At 65.7% G+C, this 25213-nt stretch carries 25 protein-coding genes and 1 other RNA gene; 18 read left to right on the top strand and 8 right to left on the bottom strand.

Annotated features, from left to right (window positions below; all coding sequences use genetic code 11):
* Nucleotides 1–363: 363 nt before the first annotated feature.
* A complete protein-coding gene (locus tag P0Y43_RS21655; protein WP_275639318.1) occupies nt 364–1008 on the bottom strand; it encodes a DedA family protein in 645 nt (214 codons plus the stop codon).
* 208 nt (nt 1009–1216) lie between these two features.
* Between P0Y43_RS21655 and hemB the strand changes: the two genes are divergently transcribed.
* Nucleotides 1217–2227, top strand: coding sequence for a porphobilinogen synthase (gene hemB / locus P0Y43_RS21650; protein WP_275639317.1), 1011 nt, complete (start codon nt 1217–1219; stop codon nt 2225–2227).
* A gap of 20 nt (nt 2228–2247) precedes the next feature.
* A complete protein-coding gene (ppk1, locus tag P0Y43_RS21645; RefSeq protein ID WP_275639316.1) occupies nt 2248–4485 on the top strand; it encodes a polyphosphate kinase 1 in 2238 nt (745 codons plus the stop codon).
* Here ppk1 and ppx read toward each other — a convergent pair.
* Nucleotides 4472–5974: an exopolyphosphatase gene (gene ppx, locus P0Y43_RS21640; RefSeq protein ID WP_275639315.1), complete on the bottom strand. Its 1503-nt coding sequence runs from the start codon at nt 5972–5974 to the stop codon at nt 4472–4474. The genes ppk1 and ppx overlap by 14 nt on opposite strands.
* Before the next feature lie 280 nt (nt 5975–6254).
* Between ppx and trxA the strand changes: the two genes are divergently transcribed.
* The 5 genes from trxA (at nt 6255) to P0Y43_RS21615 (ending at nt 11781) form a co-directional block, all read left to right on the top strand.
* Complete coding sequence (trxA, locus tag P0Y43_RS21635; RefSeq protein ID WP_275639314.1) at nt 6255–6584, top strand: thioredoxin TrxA; 330 nt, start codon at nt 6255–6257, stop codon at nt 6582–6584.
* A gap of 365 nt (nt 6585–6949) precedes the next feature.
* On the top strand, nt 6950–8209 hold the full coding sequence (gene rho / locus P0Y43_RS21630; RefSeq protein WP_043212134.1) for a transcription termination factor Rho: 1260 nt from the start codon (nt 6950–6952) through the stop codon (nt 8207–8209).
* Between the two features lie 192 nt (nt 8210–8401).
* Nucleotides 8402–9868, top strand: a complete 1467-nt coding sequence (gene ubiD, locus P0Y43_RS21625; RefSeq protein WP_275639313.1) for a 4-hydroxy-3-polyprenylbenzoate decarboxylase — start codon at nt 8402–8404, stop codon at nt 9866–9868.
* Nucleotides 9868–10836 carry a CDP-6-deoxy-delta-3,4-glucoseen reductase gene (locus tag P0Y43_RS21620; protein WP_275639312.1) on the top strand — a complete coding sequence of 323 codons (969 nt, stop codon included), beginning with the start codon at nt 9868–9870 and terminating at the stop codon, nt 10834–10836. The genes ubiD and P0Y43_RS21620 overlap by 1 nt, the downstream gene beginning before the upstream one ends.
* Nucleotides 10837–11130: 294 nt before the next feature.
* A complete protein-coding gene (locus tag P0Y43_RS21615) occupies nt 11131–11781 on the top strand; it encodes a gamma-glutamylcyclotransferase (protein WP_275639311.1) in 651 nt (216 codons plus the stop codon).
* Nucleotides 11782–11906: 125 nt separating this feature from the next.
* Here P0Y43_RS21615 and P0Y43_RS21610 read toward each other — a convergent pair whose 3' ends face one another.
* Nucleotides 11907–12884, bottom strand: a complete 978-nt coding sequence (locus P0Y43_RS21610) for an NADPH:quinone oxidoreductase family protein (protein WP_275639310.1) — start codon at nt 12882–12884, stop codon at nt 11907–11909.
* 156 nt (nt 12885–13040) lie between these two features.
* Between P0Y43_RS21610 and P0Y43_RS21605 the strand changes: the two genes are divergently transcribed.
* On the top strand, nt 13041–13445 hold the full coding sequence (locus P0Y43_RS21605; RefSeq protein ID WP_275639309.1) for a flagellar basal body-associated protein FliL: 405 nt from the start codon (nt 13041–13043) through the stop codon (nt 13443–13445).
* A gap of 40 nt (nt 13446–13485) precedes the next feature.
* On the opposite strand, the gene P0Y43_RS21600 is transcribed toward P0Y43_RS21605, so the two are convergent.
* Entirely contained in the window at nt 13486–13938 is a 453-nt protein-coding gene (locus tag P0Y43_RS21600; RefSeq protein WP_275639308.1) for an EVE domain-containing protein, read from the bottom strand.
* Between the two features lie 174 nt (nt 13939–14112).
* Between P0Y43_RS21600 and P0Y43_RS21595 the strand changes: the two genes are divergently transcribed.
* A complete protein-coding gene (locus tag P0Y43_RS21595) occupies nt 14113–14262 on the top strand; it encodes a hypothetical protein (protein WP_275639307.1) in 150 nt (49 codons plus the stop codon).
* 18 nt (nt 14263–14280) lie between these two features.
* Here the strand turns inward: P0Y43_RS21595 and P0Y43_RS21590 are convergent, their stop codons facing one another.
* The 4 genes from P0Y43_RS21590 to P0Y43_RS21575 form a co-directional block, all read right to left on the bottom strand.
* On the bottom strand, nt 14281–14889 hold the full coding sequence (locus tag P0Y43_RS21590; protein WP_275639306.1) for a 5-formyltetrahydrofolate cyclo-ligase: 609 nt from the start codon (nt 14887–14889) through the stop codon (nt 14281–14283).
* 85 nt (nt 14890–14974) lie between these two features.
* A non-coding RNA gene (ssrS, locus tag P0Y43_RS21585) (6S RNA) lies at nt 14975–15154 on the bottom strand.
* A gap of 18 nt (nt 15155–15172) precedes the next feature.
* The gene (locus P0Y43_RS21580; protein WP_275639305.1) at nt 15173–15490 is read right to left on the bottom strand and encodes a cell division protein ZapA; all 318 of its coding nucleotides are present in this window, start codon (nt 15488–15490) and stop codon (nt 15173–15175) included.
* On the bottom strand, nt 15487–15696 hold the full coding sequence (locus P0Y43_RS21575; protein WP_275639304.1) for a TIGR02449 family protein: 210 nt from the start codon (nt 15694–15696) through the stop codon (nt 15487–15489). Before P0Y43_RS21575 ends, P0Y43_RS21580 begins: the two co-directional genes overlap by 4 nt.
* A gap of 154 nt (nt 15697–15850) precedes the next feature.
* On the opposite strand from P0Y43_RS21575, the gene P0Y43_RS21570 reads away from it, so the two are divergent.
* The 9 genes from P0Y43_RS21570 to gcvH all read left to right on the top strand — a co-directional run bounded on the left by P0Y43_RS21570 (nt 15851) and on the right by gcvH (nt 25212).
* Nucleotides 15851–16405, top strand: a complete 555-nt coding sequence (locus tag P0Y43_RS21570; protein ID WP_275639303.1) for a YecA family protein — start codon at nt 15851–15853, stop codon at nt 16403–16405.
* Between the two features lie 22 nt (nt 16406–16427).
* Nucleotides 16428–17762 (top strand): Xaa-Pro aminopeptidase, encoded by a 1335-nt coding sequence (gene pepP / locus P0Y43_RS21565; protein ID WP_275639302.1) that lies wholly within the window; start codon nt 16428–16430, stop codon nt 17760–17762.
* A complete protein-coding gene (gene ubiH / locus P0Y43_RS21560) occupies nt 17759–18958 on the top strand; it encodes a 2-octaprenyl-6-methoxyphenyl hydroxylase (protein WP_275639301.1) in 1200 nt (399 codons plus the stop codon). The genes pepP and ubiH overlap by 4 nt, the downstream gene beginning before the upstream one ends.
* Nucleotides 18955–19437 (top strand): DUF4442 domain-containing protein, encoded by a 483-nt coding sequence (locus P0Y43_RS21555; protein ID WP_275639300.1) that lies wholly within the window; start codon nt 18955–18957, stop codon nt 19435–19437. The genes ubiH and P0Y43_RS21555 overlap by 4 nt, the downstream gene beginning before the upstream one ends.
* A 9-nt stretch (nt 19438–19446) precedes the next feature.
* Complete coding sequence (locus P0Y43_RS21550; RefSeq protein WP_275639566.1) at nt 19447–20664, top strand: 2-octaprenyl-3-methyl-6-methoxy-1,4-benzoquinol hydroxylase; 1218 nt, start codon at nt 19447–19449, stop codon at nt 20662–20664.
* A 147-nt stretch (nt 20665–20811) separates the two neighbouring features.
* Nucleotides 20812–21813 (top strand): extracellular solute-binding protein, encoded by a 1002-nt coding sequence (locus P0Y43_RS21545; protein ID WP_275639299.1) that lies wholly within the window; start codon nt 20812–20814, stop codon nt 21811–21813.
* Between the two features lie 134 nt (nt 21814–21947).
* The gene (locus P0Y43_RS21540; protein ID WP_275639298.1) at nt 21948–23570 is read left to right on the top strand and encodes an ABC transporter permease; all 1623 of its coding nucleotides are present in this window, start codon (nt 21948–21950) and stop codon (nt 23568–23570) included.
* A 123-nt stretch (nt 23571–23693) separates the two neighbouring features.
* Entirely contained in the window at nt 23694–24776 is a 1083-nt protein-coding gene (gene gcvT / locus P0Y43_RS21535; RefSeq protein WP_275639297.1) for a glycine cleavage system aminomethyltransferase GcvT, read from the top strand.
* Nucleotides 24777–24828: 52 nt separating this feature from the next.
* Complete coding sequence (gcvH, locus tag P0Y43_RS21530; protein WP_275639296.1) at nt 24829–25212, top strand: glycine cleavage system protein GcvH; 384 nt, start codon at nt 24829–24831, stop codon at nt 25210–25212.
* Nucleotide 25213: the final 1 nt, after the last annotated feature.

Genomic DNA, 25213 nt, shown 5'->3' with positions numbered 1-25213 from the left:
AGCCTGTGGGACAAGCTGCGCATCTGGTTCATGCCCACCGGCTGGCGCCCGGCGGACGTGGCGCAGGGTTATCCACAGGCCAAGCCGGACCTGGCGCGGTTTCGCAAGTTCGAGGTGCCTTTGGGCAGGGCCTGGCAGTTGTACGTGGTGGCGCAGTTCGCCGTGTACATCGCCTTGGGCAGTTACCTGATGGACGTGGCCGAGCGGGTGCCGGCCGCGGCCCTGGTGCTGGGCTGGACAGTGATGGCGCTCGGCTTGTTCGCGCTCGGGGCGGCGCTGGAGGATCGGCCCTGGGCAGGGCGCGTGGAGGTGTTGCGGTTGCTGTCGAATGCGCCAGCGCTGTACCTGGCCGGCGCGTTCGGGCTAGTGCTGGTCACGCCCCTGTTCTGGCTGCTGCTCCTGGGCTACAGCCTGCTCAGCCTGGGCGGCCTGGTGCTCTGCCGCCGCGCGGCGCTCGGCGCGCACATTGCGAAAGCGCCGGCGCAGCCACAGCAGGCCGCCGAGCAGCAGCAGGGCACCGAGCACCCATAGCTCGTATTTCTTGATGCTGCCCAGCAGGCCTTCGAGGATGGCGCCGAAGTGGTAGGCGGCCAGGCCCAGGGCCACGGCCCAGATTGCCGCGCCAATGCCGTTGAGCAGCAGGTAGCGACGCGGCGGGTAGCCGGACAGGCCGATGGCCACTGGCATCACCGTGCGCAGACCGTAGACGAAACGGAAGCTCAGCACCCAGATATCCGGGTGGCGGCGGATGTGCTCCAGCGCCCGGTCACCCATGGCCTGCCAGCGCGGCTTGCGGGCGAGGATCTTGCGCCCGTGGCGGCGGCCCATGAAGTACCACAGCTGGTCGCCGGCATAGCTGCCGCAGAAGGCCACCGCGACCACCAGCTTGATGTCCATGTATTCGCGAAACGCCAGAAAACCCGCGAGCACGAGAATGGTCTCGCCCTCGAAGAACGTGCCGAGAAAAAGGGCAAAATAGCCGAAATCGTTCAGGAATTGTTGAAGCATTTTCTGGCGTGCTGGCGAAATGAACGCGCAGCCTAACCCTTCGCGCGCGTTCGTGAAAGTGTCCAAATGTGTCTTGAGGTGAACATTTCCTACAAGGACAATGCCTGCGGCCACAAGTCGCAGGGTTGCCCCAGGGTGTAACACAGGCGTCATAATGGCCGCTTATAACTGTCGCGCTAGCCCGCCTGCGCGGGCTCAGGAGTCTGCCGTGAGCTTTACCCCCGCCAACCGCCTGTTTCCTGCCACCCGCCTGCGTCGCAACCGCCGGGACGATTTCTCCCGTCGCCTGGTGCGTGAAAACACCCTGACCGTCGATGACCTGATCCTCCCGGTATTCGTGCTGGACGGCGAGGGCCGCCGCGAGGAAGTGCCGTCGATGCCGGGCGTCGAGCGTCTGTCGATCGACCTGCTGCTCGAAGCCGCACAGGAATGGGTACGGCTGGGCATCCCGGCACTGGCGCTGTTCCCGGTGACCCCGAGCGAGAAGAAATCCCTCGACGGCGCCGAAGCCTGGAACCCGGACGGCATCGCCCAGCGCGCCACCCGCGCCCTGCGCGCGCGCTTCCCGGAGCTGGGGGTGATCACCGACGTGGCCCTGGACCCGTTCACCACCCACGGGCAGGACGGCATCCTCGACGAAGAAGGCTACGTACAAAACGATATTACCGTCGATGCCCTGGTGCGCCAGGCGCTGTCGCACGCCGAGGCTGGCGCCCAGGTGGTGGCCCCGTCGGACATGATGGATGGCCGCTTGCAGGCGATCCGCGAAGCGCTGGAGCTGGCCGGCCACGTCAACGTGCGCATCATGGCCTACTCGGCCAAGTACGCCAGCGCCTACTACGGCCCGTTCCGCGACGCGGTCGGCTCGGCGCTGAACCTGGGCAAGGCCAACAAGGCTTCCTACCAGATGGACCCGGCCAACAGCGACGAAGCCCTGCACGAAGTGGCCACCGACCTCGCCGAAGGCGCCGACATGGTCATGGTCAAGCCGGGCATGCCGTACCTGGACATCGTCCATCGGGTGAAGACCGAGTTCCGCGTGCCGACCTTCGTGTACCAGGTCAGCGGCGAATACGCCATGCACATGGCGGCGATCCAGAACGGCTGGCTCAGCGAGGCCGTCATCCTCGAATCCCTCACTGCTTTCAAACGGGCAGGCGCCGATGGCATCCTGACCTATTTCGCCGTGCGTGCCGCGCAATTGTTGAGAGGGCAGTAACGCCCTCACAGGAACGTCAGATGAATAACGAAGTGCTCACACCTGTCGAGATCAAGGAAGCCCAGGCCCTCCCGGAAGAGCTGCTGCAGACGCCTCCGGACCTGCCGCCGGAGCCTGCGCCTGAGGTGCCGGCCGAGGCCGCCGCCCCCGCGCCGGCACCGGCGCCGGCGGTCCCCGTCCCCGGCCTGGACGACAGCAGCCTGTACATTCATCGCGAGCTCTCGCAGCTGCAGTTCAACATCCGTGTGCTGGAACAGGCGCTGGATGAGTCCTACCCGCTGCTCGAACGCCTGAAGTTCCTGTTGATCTTCTCCAGCAACCTCGATGAGTTCTTCGAGATCCGCGTGGCGGGCTTGAAGAAGCAGATCAACTTCGCCCGCGAGCAAGCCGGCGCCGACGGCCTGCAGCCGCATCAGGCGCTGGCGCGCATCAGCGAGCTGGTGCACAGCGAGGTGGAGCGCCAGTACGCGATCCTCAACGACGTGCTGCTGCCGGAGCTGGAGAAACACCAGATCCGCTTCATTCGCCGCCGCTACTGGACCCCCAAGCTCAAGACTTGGGTGCGCCGCTATTTCCGCGACGAGATCGCGCCGATCATCACCCCGATCGGCCTCGACCCGACCCACCCATTCCCGCTGTTGGTGAACAAGAGCCTGAACTTCATCGTCGAGCTGGAGGGCGTGGACGCCTTCGGGCGCGACTCGGGCCTGGCGATCATCCCGGCGCCGCGTCTGCTGCCACGGGTGATCCGTGTGCCGGAAGAGGTCGGTGGCGCTGGCGACAACTACGTGTTCCTGTCGTCGATGATCCACGCCCACGCCGACGACCTGTTCCAGGGCATGAAGGTCAAGGGTTGCTACCAGTTCCGCCTGACCCGCAACGCCGACCTGGCGCTGGACTCCGAAGAAGTCGACGACCTCGCCCGCGCCCTGCGTGGCGAATTGTTCTCGCGCCGCTACGGTGACGCGGTGCGCCTGGAAGTGGCCGACACCTGCCCGAAACACCTCTCCGACTACCTGCTCAAGCAGTTCAGCCTGAGCGAGAGCGAGCTGTACCAGGTCAACGGCCCGGTCAACCTGACCCGGCTGTTCAGCATCACCGGGTTGGACAGCCACCCGGAGCTGCAATACACGCCGTTCACACCGGCGATCCCGAAGATCTTGCAGAACGCCGACAACATCTTCAGCGTGATCGGCAAGCAGGACATGCTGCTGATGCACCCGTTCGAGTCCTTCACTCCGGTGATCGACCTGCTGCGCCAGGCCGCCAAGGACCCGCACGTGCTCGCGGTGCGCCAGACCCTGTACCGTTCCGGGGCCAACTCGGAGATCGTCGACGCGCTGGTGGACGCGGCGCGCAACGGCAAGGAAGTCACCGCGGTGATCGAGTTGCGCGCGCGCTTCGACGAAGAGTCCAACCTGCAGATGGCCAGCCGCCTGCAAGCGGCGGGCGCGGTGGTGATCTACGGCGTGGTGGGCTTCAAGACCCACGCCAAGATGATGCTGATTTTGCGCCGCGAGCAGGGCGAGATCGTCCGCTACGCGCACCTGGGCACCGGCAACTACCACGCTGGCAACGCCCGCCTGTACACCGACTACAGCCTGCTGACCTCCGACGACGCCCTGACCGAGGACGTCGGCAAGCTGTTCAGCCAACTGATCGGCATGGGCAAGACCTTGCGCATGAAGAAGCTGCTGCACGCGCCGTTCACCCTGAAGAAGGGCATGCTCGACATGATCGCCCGCGAGACCCAGTTCGCGGTCGAGGGCAAGCCGGCGCACATCATCGCCAAGTTCAACTCGCTGACCGACGCCAAGGTCATCAAGGCGCTGTACAAGGCCAGCCAGGCTGGCGTGCGCATCGACCTGGTGGTGCGTGGCATGTGCTGCCTGCGCCCGGGCATTCCTGGGGTGTCGCACAACATCAACGTGCGCTCGATCATCGGTCGCTTCCTCGAGCACACCCGGGTGTTCTACTTCCTCAATGGCGGCGAGGAGCAGATTTACCTGTCCAGCGCCGACTGGATGGAGCGCAACCTCGACAAGCGCGTCGAGACCTGCTTCCCGGTGGAGGGCAAGAAGTTGCTGCTGCGGGTGAAGAAGGAGCTGGAGGGTTACCTGACCGACAACACCCAGGCCTGGACCCTGCAACCGGACGGGCGCTACGTGCGCAGCACGCCGACCGGCAACCAGAACCCGCGCAGTGCCCAGGCGACCCTGTTGGAGCGCCTGAGCAACCCGGTCCTCAACGTACGCTGAGGACGAAGCCGACCCGGGCCAGCCACTCCGCCTCGTTGGCGAAGTCGGCCTGGGTCAGCTGGTTCTGTTCCAGCCAACCTTCCGGGAACACCACTGCCAGGCTTTCTTCGCTCGCTTGCAGCTGCACCTTGGGCATCTGCTGGGTGCCGCGGATATGGTGGAACAGGATGGCGAAGCGCAGCAGCACGCACAGGCGGATCAGCTTGACGCCCTCGTCGCCGAACTCGGCGAACTTGTCCTTGGGGATGTTGCGGCGGTGGCCGCGCACCAGCAGGGCCAGCATCTGCTGGTCCTCGCGGGAGAAACCGGACAGGTCGGAGTGCTCGATCAGGTAGGCGCCGTGCTTGTGGTAATGGTAATGGGCGATGTCCAGCCCCACTTCGTGAACCTTCGCCGCCCAGCCCAGCAAATCGCGCCAGTTACCCTCGTCAAGCTGCCACGCCTTGGCCACCTGGTCGAAGGCGTGCAGCGCCTTGCGCTCGACCCGCGCGGCCTGGCCCTGGTCGACGTGGTAGCGTTCCATCAACGAGTTCAGGGTGCGTTCGCGCACGTCCTCGTGGTGGTGGCGGCCCAGCAGGTCGTACAGCACGCCTTCGCGCAGGGCGCCGTCGCAGTGGTCCATGCGTTGCAGTTCCAGGGCGTCGAAGATCGCCTCGAGGATCGCCAGGCCGGCCGGGAAGATCGCCCGGCGGTCGGGCTTGACCCCGTCGAAGTCGATCTTGTCGGTTTCGCCGAGCTTGAACAGTTTGCGCTTGAGCGAGCTCAGGCCCTCGGCGTTGACCTCGCCGTTGCCCTGGCCGTTGGCCTTGATCGCCGCGCCGATGGCGCGAATGGTCCCGGATGAGCCGATGGCCTCGTCCCAGGTCAGGCGGTGCAGGGCGTTTTCGATGCTCATCAGTTCCAGGCGTGCGGCGGTGTAAGCCTGGGCGTAGCGCGCCGGAGTGATCTTGCCGTCGCGGAAGTAGCGTTGGGTGTAGCTGACGCAGCCCATCTGCAGGCTTTCGCGCAGCAGCGGCTCGAAACGTTGGCCGATGATGAATTCGGTACTGCCGCCGCCGATGTCGGCGACCAGGCGCTTGCCGGGGGTGTCGGCCAGGGTGTGGGAAACGCCCAGGTAGATGAGGCGGGCTTCTTCACGGCCGGAGATGACTTCGACCGGGTGGCCGAGGATGGCTTCGGCGCGCAGGATGAATTCGTTGCGGTTGCGTGCCTCGCGCAGGGCATTGGTGCCGACGATGCGCACGGCGCCAGCGGGCATGCCGTTGATCAGCTGGGCGAAGCGCTTGAGGCACTCCAGGCCGCGCTGCATGGCTTCTTCACTGAGCTTGCGCTCTTCATCGATGCCGGCGGCCAGCTGAACCTTTTCCCCGAGCCGTTCGAGAATGCGGATCTCGCTGAGGTGGGCCTTGGCCACGACCATGTGGAAGCTGTTGGAGCCCAGGTCGATGGCGGCGATCAAAGACAGGTTCTTCGCGGTGGTATGCGGCATGATCTCGATGTTCTCGGTCGATAACCCGGCAATCGTGCCACGATCGTGGGCTTACGCCAACGCATGGCACGGCAAGGCTTTGATGCAGGGCAACGTGCAATGGGCCTGTGGGAGGCATCTATTAAAGCTACCGGACAATCTTATGACGCATGTGTGACCGTTTCGATGCGTGGCGTCTTGCACAACTATAGTTACACTCAATCGAGTTCGGCTTCCTGTCGGCGTTTGGTGCGGCTATGATGGGCCACGTTTTTTTTTGCCTACGATTCTGGAGATATCCATGAGCAGCGATCTGATCAAACACGTCACCGACGCCAGCTTCGAGGCCGACGTGCTGAAGGCTGAAGGCCCGGTGCTGGTCGACTACTGGGCTGAATGGTGCGGCCCTTGCAAGATGATCGCGCCTGTCCTGGACGACATCGCCTCCACCTACGAGGGCAAGCTGACCGTCGCCAAGCTGAACATCGACGAGAACGCCGAAACCCCGGCCAAGCATGGCGTGCGTGGCATCCCGACGCTGATGCTGTTCAAGAACGGCAACGTCGAGGCCACCAAGGTCGGCGCGCTGTCCAAGTCCCAGCTGGCCGCGTTCCTCGACGCCCACCTGTGATTCCAAAAGCCCCGCGAAAGCGGGGCTTTTTCTGTGTATCGAGCACCTTCGCCTATGGGCGCGGGTTTGCCCCGTGATAGCGCCAGCAGGGGCAATACAGGTCGCCTGACCCACCGTAATCGTGGGAAGAGCCCGCTCCCACAGGGGTTGCGCCGCGTCACAAAGACTGGGCAAAACCAGTAGACGTCGAAAAAAGCAAGTGTTACATTCGGCCTCGCACTGCTTCTCCAGTGCCCCCTGCACGCCGTCGCCGACGCATCCCTAATTCGAATCAGTACGCGATCCTGTCGCCAATCTTGCGGCGCGGCTTCATTAAGCCAGAAGCTTAATTCCCCCCCTTCTTACATGATTACGTCACTCCCCTTATGAACCTGACAGAACTCAAGCAAAAGCCGATTACCGATCTGCTGGAAATGGCCGAACAGATGGGCATCGAAAACATGGCCCGTTCGCGCAAGCAGGACGTGATTTTCGCCCTGTTGAAGAAACACGCGAAAAGCGGCGAAGAGATCTCGGGTGACGGCGTGCTGGAGATTCTCCAGGATGGATTCGGTTTCCTGCGTTCGGCAGATGCTTCGTATCTGGCCGGCCCTGACGATATCTACGTCTCGCCCAGCCAGATCCGCCGCTTCAACCTGCGCACCGGCGACACCATCGTCGGCAAGATCCGCCCGCCGAAGGAAGGGGAGCGTTACTTCGCCCTGCTGAAGGTCGACACCATCAACTTCGACCGCCCGGAAAACGCGAAGAACAAGATCCTGTTCGAGAACCTGACGCCGCTGTTCCCCAACGAGCGCCTGAAGATGGAAGCCGGTAACGGCTCCACCGAAGACCTCACTGGCCGCGTCATCGACCTGTGCGCCCCGATCGGCAAAGGCCAGCGTGGCCTGATCGTCGCTCCGCCGAAAGCCGGTAAGACGATCATGCTGCAGAACATCGCGGCCAACATCACCCGCAACAACCCCGAGTGCCACCTGATCGTCCTGCTGATCGACGAGCGCCCGGAAGAAGTGACCGAGATGCAGCGCACCGTGCGCGGCGAAGTGGTCGCCTCGACCTTCGACGAGCCGCCGACCCGCCACGTGCAGGTCGCCGAGATGGTCATCGAGAAGGCCAAGCGCCTGGTCGAGCACAAGAAGGACGTGGTCATCCTGCTCGACTCCATCACCCGCCTGGCGCGTGCCTACAACACCGTCATCCCGAGCTCCGGCAAGGTGCTGACCGGTGGTGTCGACGCCCATGCCCTGGAAAAGCCCAAGCGCTTCTTCGGTGCCGCCCGTAACATCGAGGAGGGCGGTTCGCTGACCATCATCGCCACCGCGCTGGTCGAGACCGGTTCGAAGATGGACGAGGTGATCTACGAAGAGTTCAAGGGCACCGGCAACATGGAGCTGCCGCTGGACCGCCGCATCGCCGAGAAGCGCGTGTTCCCGGCCATCAACATCAACAAGTCGGGCACCCGCCGCGAAGAGCTGCTGACTGCCGACGACGAGCTGCAGCGCATGTGGATCCTGCGCAAGCTGCTGCACCCGATGGATGAAGTCGCGGCCATCGAGTTCCTGGTCGACAAGCTCAAGCAGACCAAGACCAACGACGAGTTCTTCCTGTCGATGAAGCGCAAGTAAGCGCCGCTCGACAAGGCATTGACTGGGGCTGCTGCGCAGCCCATCGCGGGGCGAGCCCGCTCCCACAGGGATCACACCGGTTCTTGTGGGAGCGGGCTCGTTGCGTGATGGGCCGCGCAGCGGCCCCAACTCATTCGGCCAAACAAGGTACACTCTGCACCCTGATCGATTCGGCCAACACGAGGCTCACGCATGCAGTACCGCGACTTGCGCGACTTTATCCGTGGCCTGGAGCAGCGCGGCGAACTCAAGCGCATCCAGGTCCCGATTTCCCCCGTCCTGGAAATGACCGAAGTCTGCGACCGCACCCTGCGCGCGAAAGGCCCGGCGCTGCTGTTCGAGAAACCCACCGGCTTCGACATCCCGGTGCTGGGCAACCTGTTCGGCACCCCGGAACGTGTGGCCATGGGCATGGGCGCCGAGTCGGTCGGCGAACTGCGCGAGATCGGCAAGCTGCTGGCGTTCCTCAAGGAGCCCGAGCCACCGAAGGGCCTGAAGGATGCCTGGTCGAAACTGCCGATCTTCAAGAAGGTCGTGTCGATGGCGCCGAAGGTGGTCAAGGACGCCGTGTGCCAGGAGGTGGTGGTCGAGGGCGAGGATGTCGACCTCGGCCAGTTGCCGATCCAGCATTGCTGGCCCGGCGATGTGGCACCGCTGATCACCTGGGGCCTGACCGTCACCCGCGGCCCCAATAAGGACCGCCAGAACCTGGGCATCTACCGCCAGCAGGTGATCGGCCGCAACAAGGTGATCATGCGCTGGCTGAGCCACCGTGGCGGCGCGCTGGATTACCGCGAGTGGTGCGAGAAGCACCCCGGGCAGCCGTTCCCCGTGGCCGTGGCCCTGGGCGCTGACCCGGCGACCATCCTCGGCGCTGTCACCCCGGTGCCCGATACCCTCTCTGAATACGCCTTCGCCGGTCTGCTGCGTGGCAATCGCACCGAGCTGGTGAAGTGCCGGGGCAGCGACCTGCAAGTGCCGGCCACCGCCGAGATCATCCTCGAAGGGGTGATCCACCCCGGCGAGATGGCCCCGGAAGGCCCCTATGGCGACCACACCGGCTACTACAACGAGGTGGACAGCTTCCCGGTGTTCACGGTCGAGCGCATCACCCATCGGCGCAACCCGATCTACCACAGCACCTACACCGGCCGACCGCCGGATGAACCGGCGATCCTCGGCGTGGCGCTGAACGAGGTGTTCGTGCCGATTCTGCAGAAGCAGTTCCCCGAGATCGTCGACTTCTACCTGCCCCCGGAAGGCTGCTCCTACCGCATGGCGGTGGTGACCATGAAAAAGCAGTACCCCGGGCACGCCAAGCGCGTGATGCTGGGTGTGTGGTCGTTCCTGAGACAGTTCATGTACACCAAGTTCGTTATCGTCACCGACGATGACGTCAACGCCCGCGACTGGAACGACGTGATCTGGGCCATCACCACGCGCATGGACCCCAAGCGTGATACGGTGATGATCGAAAACACGCCGATCGACTACCTGGACTTTGCGTCGCCGGTGTCGGGGCTGGGGTCGAAGATGGGCCTGGATGCGACCCACAAGTGGCCGGGCGAGACTACACGCGAATGGGGCCGGGTCATCGTCAAGGACGATGCCGTCACCCGCCGTATCGATGAGTTGTGGGACCAGTTGGGAATAGATTGATGCAGGTGACCTTGCAGCCGTCCGGTGCGGTACTGGCGATCGAACCGGGTGAGCGGATTCTGGATGCGGCGCGGCGCCTGGGTTATGACTGCCCGAACAGCTGCCGCAATGGCAATTGCCATGTGTGTGCCGCGTTGCTGGTGGAAGGGCGGGTGCGTCAGGATGGCGAGGTCCGTGACCACGGCGAGCTGTTCACCTGCATCGCCGAGCCTTTGGAGGACTGCGTGTTGCTCTGGGATGGTGTGCTGGCCCTGGGCGAGCTGCCGGTGCGCAAGCTGGCCTGTACGGTGAGCGAATGCACTGAGGTCGGCGGCGACGTCTGGCGCGTGCGCCTGCGTGCGCCGGCAGGCAAGCCGCCGCGCTACCACGCCGGGCAGTACTTGATGATCGAGCGCGAGGGGGCCGACAAGGCCGCCTTCTCGCTGGCCTCGGCGCCCCATGGCGGGCGCGACCTGGAGCTGCACGTGCTGGCGCGCGAGAGCAGCGCCCAGGCGCTGATCGAACAGTTGCAGCGCGAGCGCATCGCCCGCATCGAACTGCCGTTCGGCGACGCCCACCTGGCCGAGCTGCCCGACGGCCCGTTGGTGCTGATCGCCGCTGGCACCGGCATGGGCCAGATGCACAGCCTGGTCGAGCACTGCCGCGCCCACGGTTTCAAGCACCCGGTGCACCTGTACTGGGGGGTGCGTCGGCCCGAGGAGTTCTATTGCATCGAGCATTGGCCGGAGTGGGAGCGCTTGCCCAACCTGTTCCTGCACAAGGTGGTCAGCGACCTGTGTGGCTGGGAAGGGCGCTGCGGCATGCTGCATGAAGCGGTGTGCGAGGACATCACCGACCTCAACAGCGTGCACGTCTATGCCAGCGGCTCGCCGAACATGGTCTACGGCACCCTGGATGCGCTGGTCGAGGCGGGGATGGATGCCCACCGTATGCGCGCGGACGTATTCGCCTACGCGCCGCGTGGCTGAATGAGTACGGCACGCTGCAATAGCGTGCCGTACTTGCTAATAACCGAAGTTGTTATTGTTGATTATAAGGCGGGTATTGTCGTCACCGCCGATAATAACTTTCGCTATACTCGAAACATTACTTTCCAGTCGTCGTAAATACGTGTGAAACTTTGCCGGCGGGGGTTGAGGTTTTACCGCTATTTGTCTTACGGTAGCGGTGTTCCCTTCGCGGGGCGAGCCCGCGACAGGGCCGGCACAGACTCACGCAGCAAAGTCTTTCGATAAGTTCATGTGGAACAGTGGCGGCATATCATGTCGGCAAGTGAAAGTATGTCCTGGCAGGTTTCCTATCCCCCGACCCTCGACTTCGGGCAACCGTCGACCCCCGAACAATTGTTCAGTTCGATGAAACTCACCATGGCCGAGCACAAAGGTGGCCCGGTGTGGTTGTTCGCCTACGGTTCGCTGATCTGGCGACCCGAATGCCATTCGGTCGAGCGCCAGCGTGCGCGTGTGCATGGCTATCATCGCGGCCTCTACCTGTGGTCCCACGAGCACCGCGGTACGCCCGAAACCCCGGGCCTGGTGTTTGGTCTCGACCGTGGCGGTTCCTGCAGTGGCTTCGCTTACCGTCTGGAAGAAAGCTGCCTGGAGGATTCGCTGATGGCCTTGTGGCAACGCGAGATGCCCTACCCGGCTTACCGACCGCACTGGCTGAGCTGCCGGTTGGGCGATGGCAGCAAGGTGCAGGCATTGGGCTTCGTGCTGGAGCGGCACCTGCCGTGCTACGCCGGCAACCTGCCGGACACACTGTTGAGCCAGATTCTGGCCAGCGCCAAGGGGCGCTTCGGCACTACCCGGGATTACGTGGAGCAGACCCTGAACGCGCTGCGCAGCCACCAGATGCCGGACCGCAACCTGGAGGCGCGTTTCCGTCGCTGCCACAACCTGCGCGAGGTATAGGTTTTCCGGCGTTCGCAGTCTCGCGGGTCAAGCCCACCGCAGGGACCCCGCTGTATTCAAAACCAACGGGGCCCTTTTAGGAGCGGGCTTGCCCCGCGATAGGGCGGGCATGACCACTGCCACGCCTACTTGGCCACCACCACCAATTTACCCACCGCCTGGCGCTGCCCCAGCCGCTCGATCGCCGCCCCCGCCTCTGCCAGCGCATAGGTCTGCGACACCAGTGGCTTGAGCTTGCCTTCGGCATGCCAGGCGAACAGCTGGCGGAAGTTGGCGGCGTTGTCTTCCGGCTGGCGCTGGGCGAACGCGCCCCAGAACACACCGATCACCGCCGCGCCCTTGAGCAATGCCAGGTTCACCGGCAACTGCGGGATCGTTCCGCTGGCAAAGCCCACCACCAACAACCGGCCATTCCAGGCCAGGCCGCGCACGGCCTGGTCGAACAGCTCACCGCCGACCGGGTCGTAGACCACGTCCACGCCCTGGCCGCCGGTCAGGCGCTTGATCTCGTCCTTGAGGCTGGCCTGGCTGTAGTCGATCAACTCGTCGGCACCGGCGGCCTTGGCCACCGCCAGCTTCTCGGCGCTGCTGGCTGCGGCGATCACCCGCGCGCCCAGGGCCTTGCCGATCTCCACTGCTGCCAGCCCCACGCCGCCCGAAGCGCCGAGCACCAGCAGGGTTTCCCCGGCCTTGAGCTGGCCGCGCTGGGTCAGGGCGTGCATGGAGGTGCCGTAGGTCATGCCGAAGGCGGCGGCGGTGGTGAAGTCCATGCTCGGCGGAATCGGCAGCACGTTGTAGAACGGCACCGCCACCTGCTCGGCGAACGCGCCCCAGCCGGTCAGCGCCATGACTCGGTCGCCGACCTTGAACGCGCCAGCCTTCTCACCCACGGCGGCCACCACGCCGGCGGCCTCACCGCCCGGCGAGAACGGCAGCGGCGGCTGGAACTGGTACTTGCCTTCGATGATCAGGGTGTCGGGGAAATTGACCCCGGCGGCATGCACGTCGAGCAGGATCTCGTTCTTCTTCGGCGTCGGGCCGGGCACCTCTTCCAGGACCAGGTCCCGCGCGGGGCCCAGGGTTTTGCACAACACGGCTTTCATCGGGCTATTCCTTTGCGAGTGGTGGCCGATAAGTGTAGGAGGGCGAGGGTGCCGGTCAACGAGCATGGCCGGCCCTGATGAGCCGGCATAAGCCCGGGCTTGGGTTTGAATGGCGGGCTGGGTAAGCTGGCGCCAACTGTATTGAGGAGCGAATTCGTGAAAGCGTGGATCTTGATGGTGCTGGCCCTGATGTTGCCGGTGGCGGCCATGGCCGAGGAGGGCAAGGAAGGCGAGCCTAAAGTGGCGTACATCAACCTCAGCCCGCCCCTGGTTGGCAACTACGCCCTCGACGGCGGCCCGAAGCTGCGCGTGTACAAGGCCGACGTGGCCCTGCGCGTGAGCGGCGATGCCGCGGCGGCGGCGGTCAAGCACCATGAGCCGCTGATTCGCAACCAGCTGGTGGCGCTGTTCACCCAGCAGGGTGTGGATAACATGAACAACGTCGAGGCCAAGGAAGCGCTGCGCCAGGAAGCGCTGAAGCAGGTGCAGCAGGTGATGAACACCGAGGAAGGCAAACCGATCGTCGAGGACCTGCTGTTCAACAACCTGATCGTGCAATGAGCTGACGGCCCGCCCATCACGGGTTTTCCCCGCGATGGGGTCAGGCGCTCAGCGCCACGATCGCCGCCCACTGCTCCGGGGTCACCGGCATCACTGAAAGCCGGCTGCCTTTTTGCACCAGCGCCAGCTCCTCCAGCGCCGCCTGCTGCTTGAGCAGGCCGAGCCCCAGCACCTGGCGGAAGGTCTGCACATGGGCCACGTCCACCGCGCTCCAGGGGTTCTTGTCGGCACTGGCCTTGGCGTCGAAGTAGTGGCTCTGCGGGTCCAGCGCGGTGGGGTCGGGGTAGGCCGCGGCAATGATCTTGGCGATCCCGGCGATACCCGGTTGCGGGCAGCTGGAGTGGTAGAAGAAGAACGCGTCGCCCACGCTCATCGCGCGTATGAAATTGCGCGCCTGGTAGTTGCGCACCCCGTCCCAGCGGGCCTGGCCGAGGCGGCCCAAGGCTTCGATGGACAGCTCGTCGGGCTCGGATTTCATCAGCCAGTAGGCCATGGATGCTGCTCCTGACAAAGTTTGAAATAACCTGTTGCATCAAACCGACAGTCGGTTGGCGTCAGCGTTTGCGTGCCGACTCAGGTTATCGGAAAATGCGCCGATTTTAAGGACCATGCTCCGGCAGCACCAAGAAGGCTGCCGAGCCGATCAGTTTGCCTTAGGGGGGCTCTGATGAAACAACGCAAACCGGATGTGCTCTGGATTCTGGCCTTTATCTTCGGCCTGGGCGTCGTCACCACCGGTTATGCGCAGGGTTTCTGGGAGCGAAAGATGGACGCGGCCTACCAGACGCCCGTCGAGCACACCCAGCAGCAACGCTAAGCCCTCCGCCGGCGCCGCTCAATTCGGCGCCAGGTACCAGCCACGGTCCGAGACCGTTCCGCGCAGCGGCACATCCCAACTGGCCTGGGCCAGCCGCTCGACCTTCTGGCATTCATGCGCCAGCCCCAACAGCAGCGGTTTCTTCCACGCCTTGCGGCGTGCCTGGTAGGCCAGGCTGCGGTCGTAGAAGCCGCCCCCCATGCCCAGGCGCCCGCCCACCTCGTCGAACCCCACCAGCGGCAGCAGGATCACGTCCAGCGCCCACACCGGCCGTTGGCGCCGGCGATCGGTCACGGGTTCCGGAATGCGAAAGCGGTTGCGCCGCAGTGTTTCCCCTTGCTCGAAACGCTGGAACACCATGCGCGTGCGCGGCCAGGCGTGCAGCACCGGCAAGTAGGCGCGTTTGCCTCGGCGCTGGGCCTCGCGCAGCAGCAGGCGCGGGTCGATCTCGCCATCGTTGGGCAGGTACAGGGCGATGTGCCGGGCGCGGCGGAACAGCGGGTGCTGGGCCAGTTGGCGGTACAGGCCAAGCGCGGCCTGGCGTTGTTCGGCGGGCGTCAGGGCGCGGCGGGCGTTGCGCAGCAGTCGGCGCAACTGGGGGCGGGTGAGCGGCGCGGTGTCGGTCATGGCACAGGCGGTCCCGGAGGCGATGGCCGCAGGTTGCTGTCGGCCAAAATGAAAAACCCGCCTTGGGAGGCGGGCATTTGAATTCAGGCTCCCCGATGAAACCGCTATCGGTGTAGCCCTTGAACCCGAAAGTTCAAGGTGGAGATTGCAGGGGGCGTTAAGGCTTTCCGTCGGGCGGACATGCACACCTGCCCCAGCGTGCAACCCCCGTGGTTGTGCGTATCGGCTCAGGGACATAACCGACTGGCGCATCCCCCAGGGAGTGGCCGCCAGTATATCAAGCTCAGCCGTTTTTGGTACCCGTGTCGTCGCCCAGTGCCTGGTCGACGCGTTCCAGCAGGTCGCGCACCTGCTCGCGGGTGGTGCCGCCGCTGGCGACTTCCGGGCGCTCCTGGCGGTGCAGCAGCTCATGGGTGATGTTCAGCGCGGCCATCACGGCGATACGGTCGGCGCCGATCACCTTGCCGCTGCTGCGGATCTCGCGCATCTTGCCGTCCAGGTAGCGCGCGGCGCTGACCAGGTTGTTGCGCTCCTCGGGCGGACAGATGATCGAGTATTCCTTGTCGAGGATCTGGACGGTGACGCTGTTGCTTGAACTCATGAGTCTTGCTCCAAGGCCTTGAGGCGCAGGATCATCGATTCGACCTTGCGCCGTGCAATCTCGTTCTTTTCGATGAGGTGGGTACGCTCCTCACGCCAGGATTTTTCCTGCGCTAGTAGGAGTGCATTTTGCCGTTTTAGTTGCTCGACGCGCTCGATCAGCAACTCGAATCGGCTCATCAGCGCCTGCAGGTCGTTCTCTTGCATGGGGTGCACTCGCTTCGTTCCGTCGTCGATCGCTGGGCGATCATGCCTTGTGCCGGGGCCGGAGGGCCAGTGCAGATGGTCTTGGCGCGCCTGCCGGTGCTAGGATACAAGGTCTTCATTCTAGTCATATGCGCCGTCTGGCGCCTAGCCGCCCATGCCCAATACCCAATCGCCCTACACCGCCTTCGCCACGCTGCTTTCGAGCAACGGTCACCCTGTTTCCCCCGCCGAGCTGCACGGCCTGTTGATCGGCCGCAGCTGCGCCGGTGCCGGCTTCGATGCCGAGGCCTGGCTGGCCGATGCCGCCGGGGTGCTGGAAAACGAACCCGAGGCCAACGTGCGCGCCGCGCTGATCGGCCTGCAAGAGATGGTCAAGGCCGAGCTGACCGGCGAAGACGTCGCCATCGTCCTGCTGCTGCCCAGCGACGAGTCGCCGCTGAGCGAGCGCGCCACCGCCCTGGGCCAGTGGTGCCAAGGCTTCATCGCCGGCTTCGGCCTGAACGCCGGAGGCAAGGACCTGTCCACTGACGCCAAGGAAGTGCTCCAGGACCTGGTGGCCATTTCCCAGGTGCAGGAAGCGCTGGAAGAGTCCGAGGACGGCGAGAGCGACTACATGGAAGTCATGGAGTACCTGCGCGTCGCCCCGCTGTTGCTGTACACCGAGCTGGCCCAGCCCGAAGCGCCCGCACCCAAGCCATCGCTGCATTGATTTTCCCGGGGGTCGTTTGCCCATGAGCCACATACCCAAGGCGGAGTACGCCCGTCGGCGCAAGGCGCTGATGGCGCAGATGGTCCCCAACAGCATCGCCATCCTGCCGGCCGCCGCAGTCGCCATCCGCAACCGCGACGTCGAGCACGTGTACCGCCAGGACAGCGATTTCCAGTACCTCAGCGGCTTCCCCGAGCCCGAGGCGGTGATCGCCCTGATCCCCGGCCGCGAGCACGGCGAATACGTGCTGTTTTGCCGCGAACGCAACCCCGAGCGTGAGCTGTGGGACGGCCTGCGCGCCGGCCAGGAAGGCGCGGTGCGCGATTTCGGCGCCGACGACGCGTTCCCCATCACCGACCTCGACGAGATCCTGCCCGGCCTGATCGAAGGCCGCGACCGGGTCTATACCGCCATGGGCAGCAACCCCGAGTTCGACCGCCGGCTGATGGAGTGGATCAACGTGATCCGCTCCAAGGCACGCCTCGGCGCCCAGCCGCCGAACGAATTCGTTGCCCTGGATCACCTGCTGCACGACATGCGCCTGTACAAGTCGGCGGCGGAAGTGAAGGTGATGCGCGAGGCTGCGGCGATTTCCGCGCGCGCCCACGTGCGGGCCATGCAGGCTTGCCGCGCCGGGCTGCACGAGTTCAGCCTGGAAGCCGAGCTGGACTACGAGTTCCGCAAGGGCGGGGCGAAGATGCCGGCCTACGGCTCGATCGTCGCCGCCGGGCGCAACGCTTGCATCCTGCATTACCAGCAGAACGACGCGCCGCTCAAGGACGGCGACCTGGTGCTGATCGACGCCGGCTGCGAGATCGACTGCTACGCCAGCGACATCACCCGCACCTTCCCGGTCAGCGGGCGCTTCTCGCCGGAGCAGAAGGCGATCTACGAACTGGTGCTCAAGGCCCAGGAGGCCGCCTTCGCCGAGATCGCCCCCGGCAAGCACTGGAACCACGCCCACGAGGCGACCGTGCGGGTGATCACCGAGGGCCTGGTGGAACTGGGCCTGCTCAAGGGCGAGGTGCGGGCGCTGATCGACAGCGAGGCCTACCGCGCCTTCTACATGCACCGCGCCGGGCACTGGCTTGGCATGGATGTGCACGATGTGGGCGAATACAAGGTCGGCGGCCAGTGGCGGGTGCTCGAGCCGGGCATGGCGCTGACCGTCGAACCGGGCATCTACATTGCCGCCGACAACCAGGACGTCGCGAAGAAGTGGCGCGGCATCGGCGTGAGGATCGAGGACGACGTGGTGGTGACCCGGCAAGGTTGTGAAATTCTCACCTCGGGCGTGCCGAAGACGGTCGCCGAGATCGAGGCACTGATGGCCGATGCGCGCAGGCGCGTGGCATGAGCCGGGTCAACCTGGCGATCATCGGCGGCGGCCTGGTCGGCGCCAGCCTGGCGCTGGCCCTTCAGGCCGGGGCCAAGGCGCGCGGCTGGAAGCTGTTGCTGATCGAACCGTTCGCCCCCGGTGACAGCTTCCAGCCCAGCTATGACGCGCGCTCCTCGGCGCTGTCGTTCGGCACCCGGCAGATCTACCAGCAGCTTGGCCTGTGGCAGGCGATCGACCCGCGCGCCGAGCCGATCCGGCAGATCCAGGTGTCCGACCGCGGCCGCTTCGGCGCCACCCGCCTGGACGCCGCCGAGGAGGGTGTGCCCGCCTTGGGCTACGTGGTGGAAAACGCCTGGCTCGGCCAGTGCCTGTGGCAGGCCCTGGACCGCGAGGTGGTCAGTTGGCGCTGCCCGGCCGAGGTCAAGGCGATGCAGGCCATCGAGGGCGGCTATCGCCTGCAACTGGATGACGACACCAGCCTGGAATGCGACCTGGCGGTGCTGGCCGATGGTGGCCGCTCCGGCTTGCGCGAGCAGTTGGGTATCCACGTGCGTCGCACGCCCTACGCGCAGAGCGCGCTGATCGCCAACATCACCCCCGGCCAGGCCCACGGTGGCCAGGCCTTCGAACGTTTCACCGAGCAGGGCCCGATGGCCCTGCTGCCGTTGCCGGAGCACCGCTGCGCGCTGGTCTGGACCCGCCAGGGGATGGACGCCCAGCGCCTGGCCGAGGTCGACGAGCGCAGCTTCCTGCGCGAGTTGCAGGACGCCTTCGGTTACCGCCTGGGCGCGCTGCGCCAGGTCGGCGTGCGGCACCTGTACCCGCTGTCGCTGGTCGAGGCCGAAGAGCAGGTGCGCCCGCACCTGGTGGTGCTGGGCAACGCCGCGCACAGCCTGCACCCGATCGCCGGCCAAGGCTTCAACCTGTCCCTGCGCGACGTGCAGGCCCTGGCCGACGCGCTGCTGGGCGGCCCGCAGCACCCCGGCGACCTCGCCACCCTGCAGGCCTACCACCAGCGCCAGCGCCTGGACCAGGCCCTGACCATCGGCTTCTCCGACCAGGTCACCCGCCTGTTCGGCAGCAACCAGCCGCTGCTGACCGCCGGGCGCAACCTCGGCCTGCTCGGCCTGGACCTGCTCCCCCCGGCGAAAAGCTGGTTCGCCCGCCAGGCCATGGGCCTGGGCACCCGCCCCGAGCAGCGGGGCCGCGCATGAGCGAGCCCCGCAAACTCGCGCGTCGTGCCCGTCTGCTGCGCTGGCTGCTCAATTGCTACCCGCCGTATATCGGCGCCGGCATCCGCATCCAGCACATCAGCCCGGACATGCGCAGCGTCAAGGTGCGCATGAAGCTGACCCGCTGGAACCGCAACTACGTCGGCACCCAGTTCGGCGGCAGCCTCTATTCGATGGTCGACCCGTTCTACATGCTGCTGCTGATCGAGCAACTGGGCCCCGAGTACATCGTCTGGGACAAGGCCGCCAGCATCGACTTCATCGCGCCCGGCAAGGGCCCGGTGTTCGCCGAATTCCACATCGATGACGCGCTGCTGGAGGACATCCGCCAGCAGACCGCCAGCGGCAAGAAGTACCTGCCGCGTTTGCAGGTCGACATCCGCGACGGCGCCGGCGAGCTGGTGGCGCGGGTCGACAAAACCCTATATGTGCGGCTCAAGCCGCAAGCGAGGCTGGCGTAAGGCATGGAGATGCGCGCGGATCTGTTGATTGTCGGTGCCGGTATGGTCGGCAGCGCCCTGGCGTTGGCCCTGCGCCACAGCGGCCTGGAGGTGTTGCTGCTCGATGGCGGGCCGCTGTCGGTCAAGCCGTTCGAGGGCGATTCGCCGTTCGAGCCGCGGGTCAGCGCGCTTTCGGCCGCCAGCCAGCGCATCCTCGAGCGCCTCGGCGCTTGGGACGGCATCGCCCGGCGGCGCGTGGCGCCGTATTCCGACATGCAGGTGTGGGATGGCAGCGGTACCGGGCACATCCACTTTTCGGCGGCCAGCGTGCACGCCCAGGTGCTCGGGCATATCGTCGAGAACCGCGTGGTGCAGGACGGCCTGCTGGAGCGCCTGCACGACAGCGACGTGGGCCTGCTGCCCAACGCGCGCCTGGAGCAACTGCGCCGCTCGGGTGACGAATGGCTGCTGACCCTGGCCGATGGCCGCCGCCTGCGCACGCCGTTGGTCATCGCTGCCGACGGTGCCAACTCGGCGGTGCGCCGCCTCGCCGGTTGCGAAACCCGCGAATGGGATTACCTGCACCACGCCATCGTCACCAGCGTGCGTTGCAGCGAGGCGCACCGGGCCACGGCCTGGCAGCGCTTCACCGACGAAGGCCCGCTGGCCTTCCTGCCGCTGTCGCGTGACGGTGGGCAGGCGTGGTGCTCGATCGTCTGGTCGACCACCCCGGAGCAGGCCGAGCAGTTGATGGCGCTGGACGACGCGGCCTTCTGCCGGGCCCTGGAGCGCGCGTTCGAAGGCCGCTTGGGGCAGGTCGAGCACGCTGACCGTCGGCTCTGCGTGCCGCTGCGCCAGCGCCACGCCAAGCGCTACGTGGACGAAGGGCTGGCGCTGATCGGCGATGCCGCGCACACCATCCACCCGCTGGCCGGGCAGGGCGTGAACCTGGGCTTCCTCGACGCCGCGGTGCTGGCCGAGGAGCTGGTGCACGCCTGCGAGCGCGGCGAGCGGCTGGCGGACGTGAAGGTGCTGAGCCGCTACGAGCGCCGGCGCATGCCGCATAACCTGGCGTTGATGGCGGCGATGGAGGGCTTCGAGCGGTTGTTCCAGGCCAACCCGCTGCCGCTGCGCTGGTTGCGCAACACCGGGTTGAAGCTGGTGGAGGGGATGCCCGAGGCCAAGGCGGTGTTCGTGCGCCAGGCGCTGGGGTTGAGCGGCGACCTGCCGGAGCTGGCCAAGCCCTGAACGTACCTGTAGGCGCGGGCTTGCCCCGCGATAGGGCCACCGCTGGCTCACGGCGACTGCTCTGCAACATCCAGTAACGGCTGTATGGATGAGCCGCAAAATGGGATTCACTACCATTTGCACCTCACTTACCCGAGGAGCACTTCCATGTTGCCACGCAAGCCCCTACTGGCCGCCCTGGCCCTGACCCTGTTCGGTGGCACCGCCCAGGCGGCGGATGAAGTGGTGGTGTATTCCTCGCGCATCGACGAGCTGATCAAGCCGGTGTTCGACGCCTATACCGCCAAGACCGGCGTGAAGATCAAGTTCATCACCGACAAGGAAGCCCCGCTGATGCAGCGCATCAAGGCCGAGGGCCAGAACGGCGTCGCCGACCTGCTGCTCACCGTGGACGCTGGCAACCTCTGGCAGGCCGAGCAGATGGGTATCCTGCAACCGATCAAGTCGGCCGTCATCGACCAGAACATCCCCGCCCAATACCGCGCCTCGTCCCATGACTGGACCGGCCTGAGCCTGCGCGCGCGGACCATCGTGTATTCCACCGAGCGGGTCAAGCCCGGGGAGCTGAGCACCTACGAGGCTCTGGCCGACAAGCAGTGGGAAGGCCGCCTGTGCCTGCGCACGGCGAAGAAGGTCTACAACCAGTCGCTGACCGCCACGCTGATCGAGAATCACGGCGAGGCGAAGACCGAGCAACTGATCAAGGGTTGGGTCAACAACCTGTCCACCGACGTGTTCTCCGACGACACCGCGCTGCTGCACGCCATCGAGGCCGGCCAGTGCGACGTGGGTGTGGTCAACACCTACTACTACGGCCGCCTGCACAAGGAAAAGCCGAACCTGCCGATCAAGCTGTTCTGGCCCAACCAGAAGGACCGTGGCGTGCACGTCAACCTCTCGGGCATCGGCCTGACCAAGCACGCGCCGCACCCGGAGGCGGCGAAGCAACTGGTGGAGTGGATGACCGGCGAGGAGGCGCAGAAGCTGTTCGCCGACATCAACCAGGAATTCCCGGCCAACCCGAAGGTCAAGCCTTCCGACGAAGTGGCGGCGTGGGGCAGCTTCAAGGCTGACGACATTCCGGTGGAAGTGGCTGGCAAGCGCCAGGCCGAGGCCATTCGCTTGATGGATCGGGCTGGCTGGAACTAAGCGGCAGGCTTTATGCTCCCGGGGTAATCGAGGCCCCTATCGCGGGCAAATCCGCTCCTACAGGGTTCGGCGCAACTTCTGTAGGCGCGGGCTTGCCCCGCGATGCGTTCGCAACTCCAACCGAGATTCCCGCATTGCCCCACACCCCCCAACGCCACTGGTATCTGCCGGTCTCCTTCATCGCCGCCCTGGTGCTGCTGCCGTTGAGCGTTTTGCTGCTGTCGTGGCAGTCGATCGACCTGCAGATCTGGTCGCACCTGCTCGACACGCAGATGGGCCGTCTGCTGGGCAATACCCTGACGCTGGTGCTCGGGGTCGGCATCGGCGTCACCGTGCTGGGGGTGAGCCTGGCCTGGCTCACCAGCCTCTGCGAATTCCCCGGCCGGCGCTGGCTGGACTGGGCACTGATGCTGCCGTTCGCCATCCCCGCCTATGTGCTGGCGTTCGTCTTCGTCGGCCTGCTGGACTTCGCCGGCCCGGTGCAAAGCGCGCTGCGCGAGGTGTTCGGGCCGATGCGCCTGCCGCGGGTGCGCTCCACCGGCGGGGTGATCACCGTGCTGGTGCTGGTGTTCTACCCCTATGTCTACCTGCTGGCGCGCACGGCCTTCCTGGCTCAGGGCAAGGGCCTGATGGAGGCGGCGCGGGTGCTCGGCCTGTCGCCGTTGCAGGCGTTCTGGCGCGTGGCCCTGCCCATGGCGCGGCCGGCCATCGGCGCGGGTATCGCCCTGGCGCTGATGGAAACCCTGGCGGACTTCGGCGCCGTTTCGGTGTTCAACTTCGACACCTTCACCACGGCGATCTACAAGACCTGGTATGGCTTCTTCAGCCTCTCCAGCGCCGCCCAGCTGGCCAGCCTGCTGCTGCTGGCGGTGATGCTGGTGCTGTATGGCGAGCGCCGCGCGCGGGGCGCCAGCCGTACCGGCAACGAGCGGCCCAGGGGGCATGCGCTGTACCACCTGCGCGGCGTCAAGGCGCTGGCGGCCAGCGGCTGGTGCCTGCTGGTGTTCGCCTGTGCGTTCGTCATCCCGTTGCTGCAATTGCTGGTGTGGTTCTGGCAGCGGGGTCGGCACGACCTCGACGAGCGCTATGCCGGGTTGATCCTGCATACCCTCTACCTGGGGGCCATGGCCGCCTTGGTCACGGTCTGCGCGGCGCTGCTGCTGGCCTTCGCCAGGCGTCAGGCACCTACCCCGGCGATTCGAGCGGGGGTCGGCCTGGCCAACCTTGGCTACGCGTTGCCCGGGTCGGTGCTGGCGGTCTCGATCATGCTGGCCTTCAGCTACCTGGATAACCAGCTGGTGGTGCCGTTGTCCACCTGGCTGGGTGGCGCCGGCAAGCCGCTGCTGCTGGGCAGCCTCTCGGCGCTGCTGCTGGCCTACCTGGTGCGTTTCGTCGCGGTGGCCTACGGGCCGCTGGAAAGCAGCCTGGAACGCATCCGCCCGTCGCTGCCGGAGGCAGCGCGTAGCCTGGGGGTGGCTGGGCCGAGATTGTTTTTCAAGGTGTATCTGCCGTTGCTGGTGCCCGGCGCGCTCAGCGCCGCGCTGCTGGTGTTCGTCGACGTGCTCAAGGAAATGCCCGCCACCTTGCTGATGCGCCCGTTCGGCTGGGACACCCTGGCGGTACGGGTGTTCGAGATGACCAGCGAGGGCGAGTGGGCGCGGGCCTCGCTGCCGGCGTTGACCCTGGTGCTGGTCGGCCTGCTGCCGGTGATCGGCCTGATCCGTCGCTCGGCCCAGCGGCCGGGGCAGCGTCGCTGAGGGTGCCAGGCCGCGCCCTTGCGGCTACAATGCGCGGCATTCGCAGCGGCGGGTCCTACAACAACAGGTGAGTTATCAACGCCACCCCCGCCGCCGCTTCGCCACGCCCGGAAGGAGAAACCCATGGGACAGCGTACGCCCTTGTATGACCTGCACTTGGCGCTGGGTGCCAAGACGGTCGATTTCGGCGGTTGGGACATGCCCCTGCACTACGGCTCGCAGGTCGAGGAGCACCATCAGGTGCGCAGTGACTGCGGGGTCTTCGATGTTTCCCACATGACCGTCATCGACATCGACGGTGCCGCTGCCACGGCCTGGTTGCAACACCTGCTGGCCAACGACGTGGCCCGCCTCGACGCCCCTGGAAAGGCCCTGTACAGCCCGCTCCTCAATGCTGAGGGCGGCGTCATCGACGACTTGATCGCCTACCGCACTGAAGCGGGCTATCGCCTGGTGGCCAACGCCGCCACCCGCGACAAGGTGCTTGCCTGGCTGGGCGCCAGCAGCGTCGACTACGCCGTCAGCTTTCACGAGCGTCCCGAGCTCGCCATCCTCGCCATCCAGGGGCCACAGGCCCGGGAAAAGGTCGGCGCGCTGCTCAGCGCCGCGCGTGCCGCACTGATCCGTGAGCTGCGCCCTTTCGAAGGCATGCCCGAAGGTGACTGGTTCATCGCCCGTACTGGCTACACCGGCGAAGACGGCCTGGAAATCATCCTGCCGGGCGACCAAGCCCCGGCGTTCTTCAACGACCTGGTCGGCGCCGGTATCGCGCCCAGTGGCCTCGGCGCGCGTGACACGCTGCGCCTGGAGGCGGGCATGAACCTGTATGGCCAGGACATCGACGAAACCCATACCCCGCTGACCTCCAACCTCGGTTGGGCGATCGCCTGGGAGCCTGCCGGGCGTGAGTTCATCGGCCGTGCCGCGCTGCTCGCGGAAATCGAGCAGGGCGTGAAGGAAAAACTGGTCGGCCTGGTGCTGGAGGAGCGTGGGGTGCTGCGCGCCCACCAGACCGTGCGGGTCGCGGGGATTGGCGAAGGGGAGATCACCAGTGGTAGTTTCTCGCCTACGCTGAGCAAGTCCATTGCCCTGGCGCGTGTGCCGATGGCCACTGGCGACCGCGCCGAGGTGGAGATCCGCGGCAAGTGGTACCCGGTGCGGGTGGTCAAACCGACCTTCGTGCGCCACGGCAAGATCTTGATCTGAACACCATTATTACCGGCGGGCGGACCGCTGAGCCAATCGAGGAATACAAGACATGAGCAATATCCCCGCTGATCTGCGTTTTGCCGAAAGTCATGAATGGGCCCGCCTGGAAGCCGATGGCAGCGTGACCGTCGGTATCAGCGACCACGCCCAGCAGGCCCTGGGTGACGTGGTGTTCGTCGAGCTGGCGGAAGTCGGCAAGGTGTTCGCAGCAGGCGATGCGGCGGGCGTGGTCGAGTCGGTCAAGGCCGCATCGGATATCTACGCGCCCGTGGGCGGCGAGGTGATCGCGGTCAACGAAGAACTGGCCGACAGCCCGGAGCTGCTCAACGAAGAGCCCTACCAGGCGTGGATCTTCAAGCTCAAGCCAAGTGACGCGGCCGAACTGGACAAGCTGCTGGACGCTGTCGGTTACAAGGCTGCCATCGGCGAATGAC

It is taken from the genome of Pseudomonas entomophila (assembly GCF_029193575.1).
Classification (GTDB): Bacteria; Pseudomonadota; Gammaproteobacteria; order Pseudomonadales; family Pseudomonadaceae; genus Aquipseudomonas; species Aquipseudomonas entomophila_G.
Note: the sequence above shows the minus strand (reverse complement) of the source record. Positions and strands in the feature narration are given on the sequence as shown.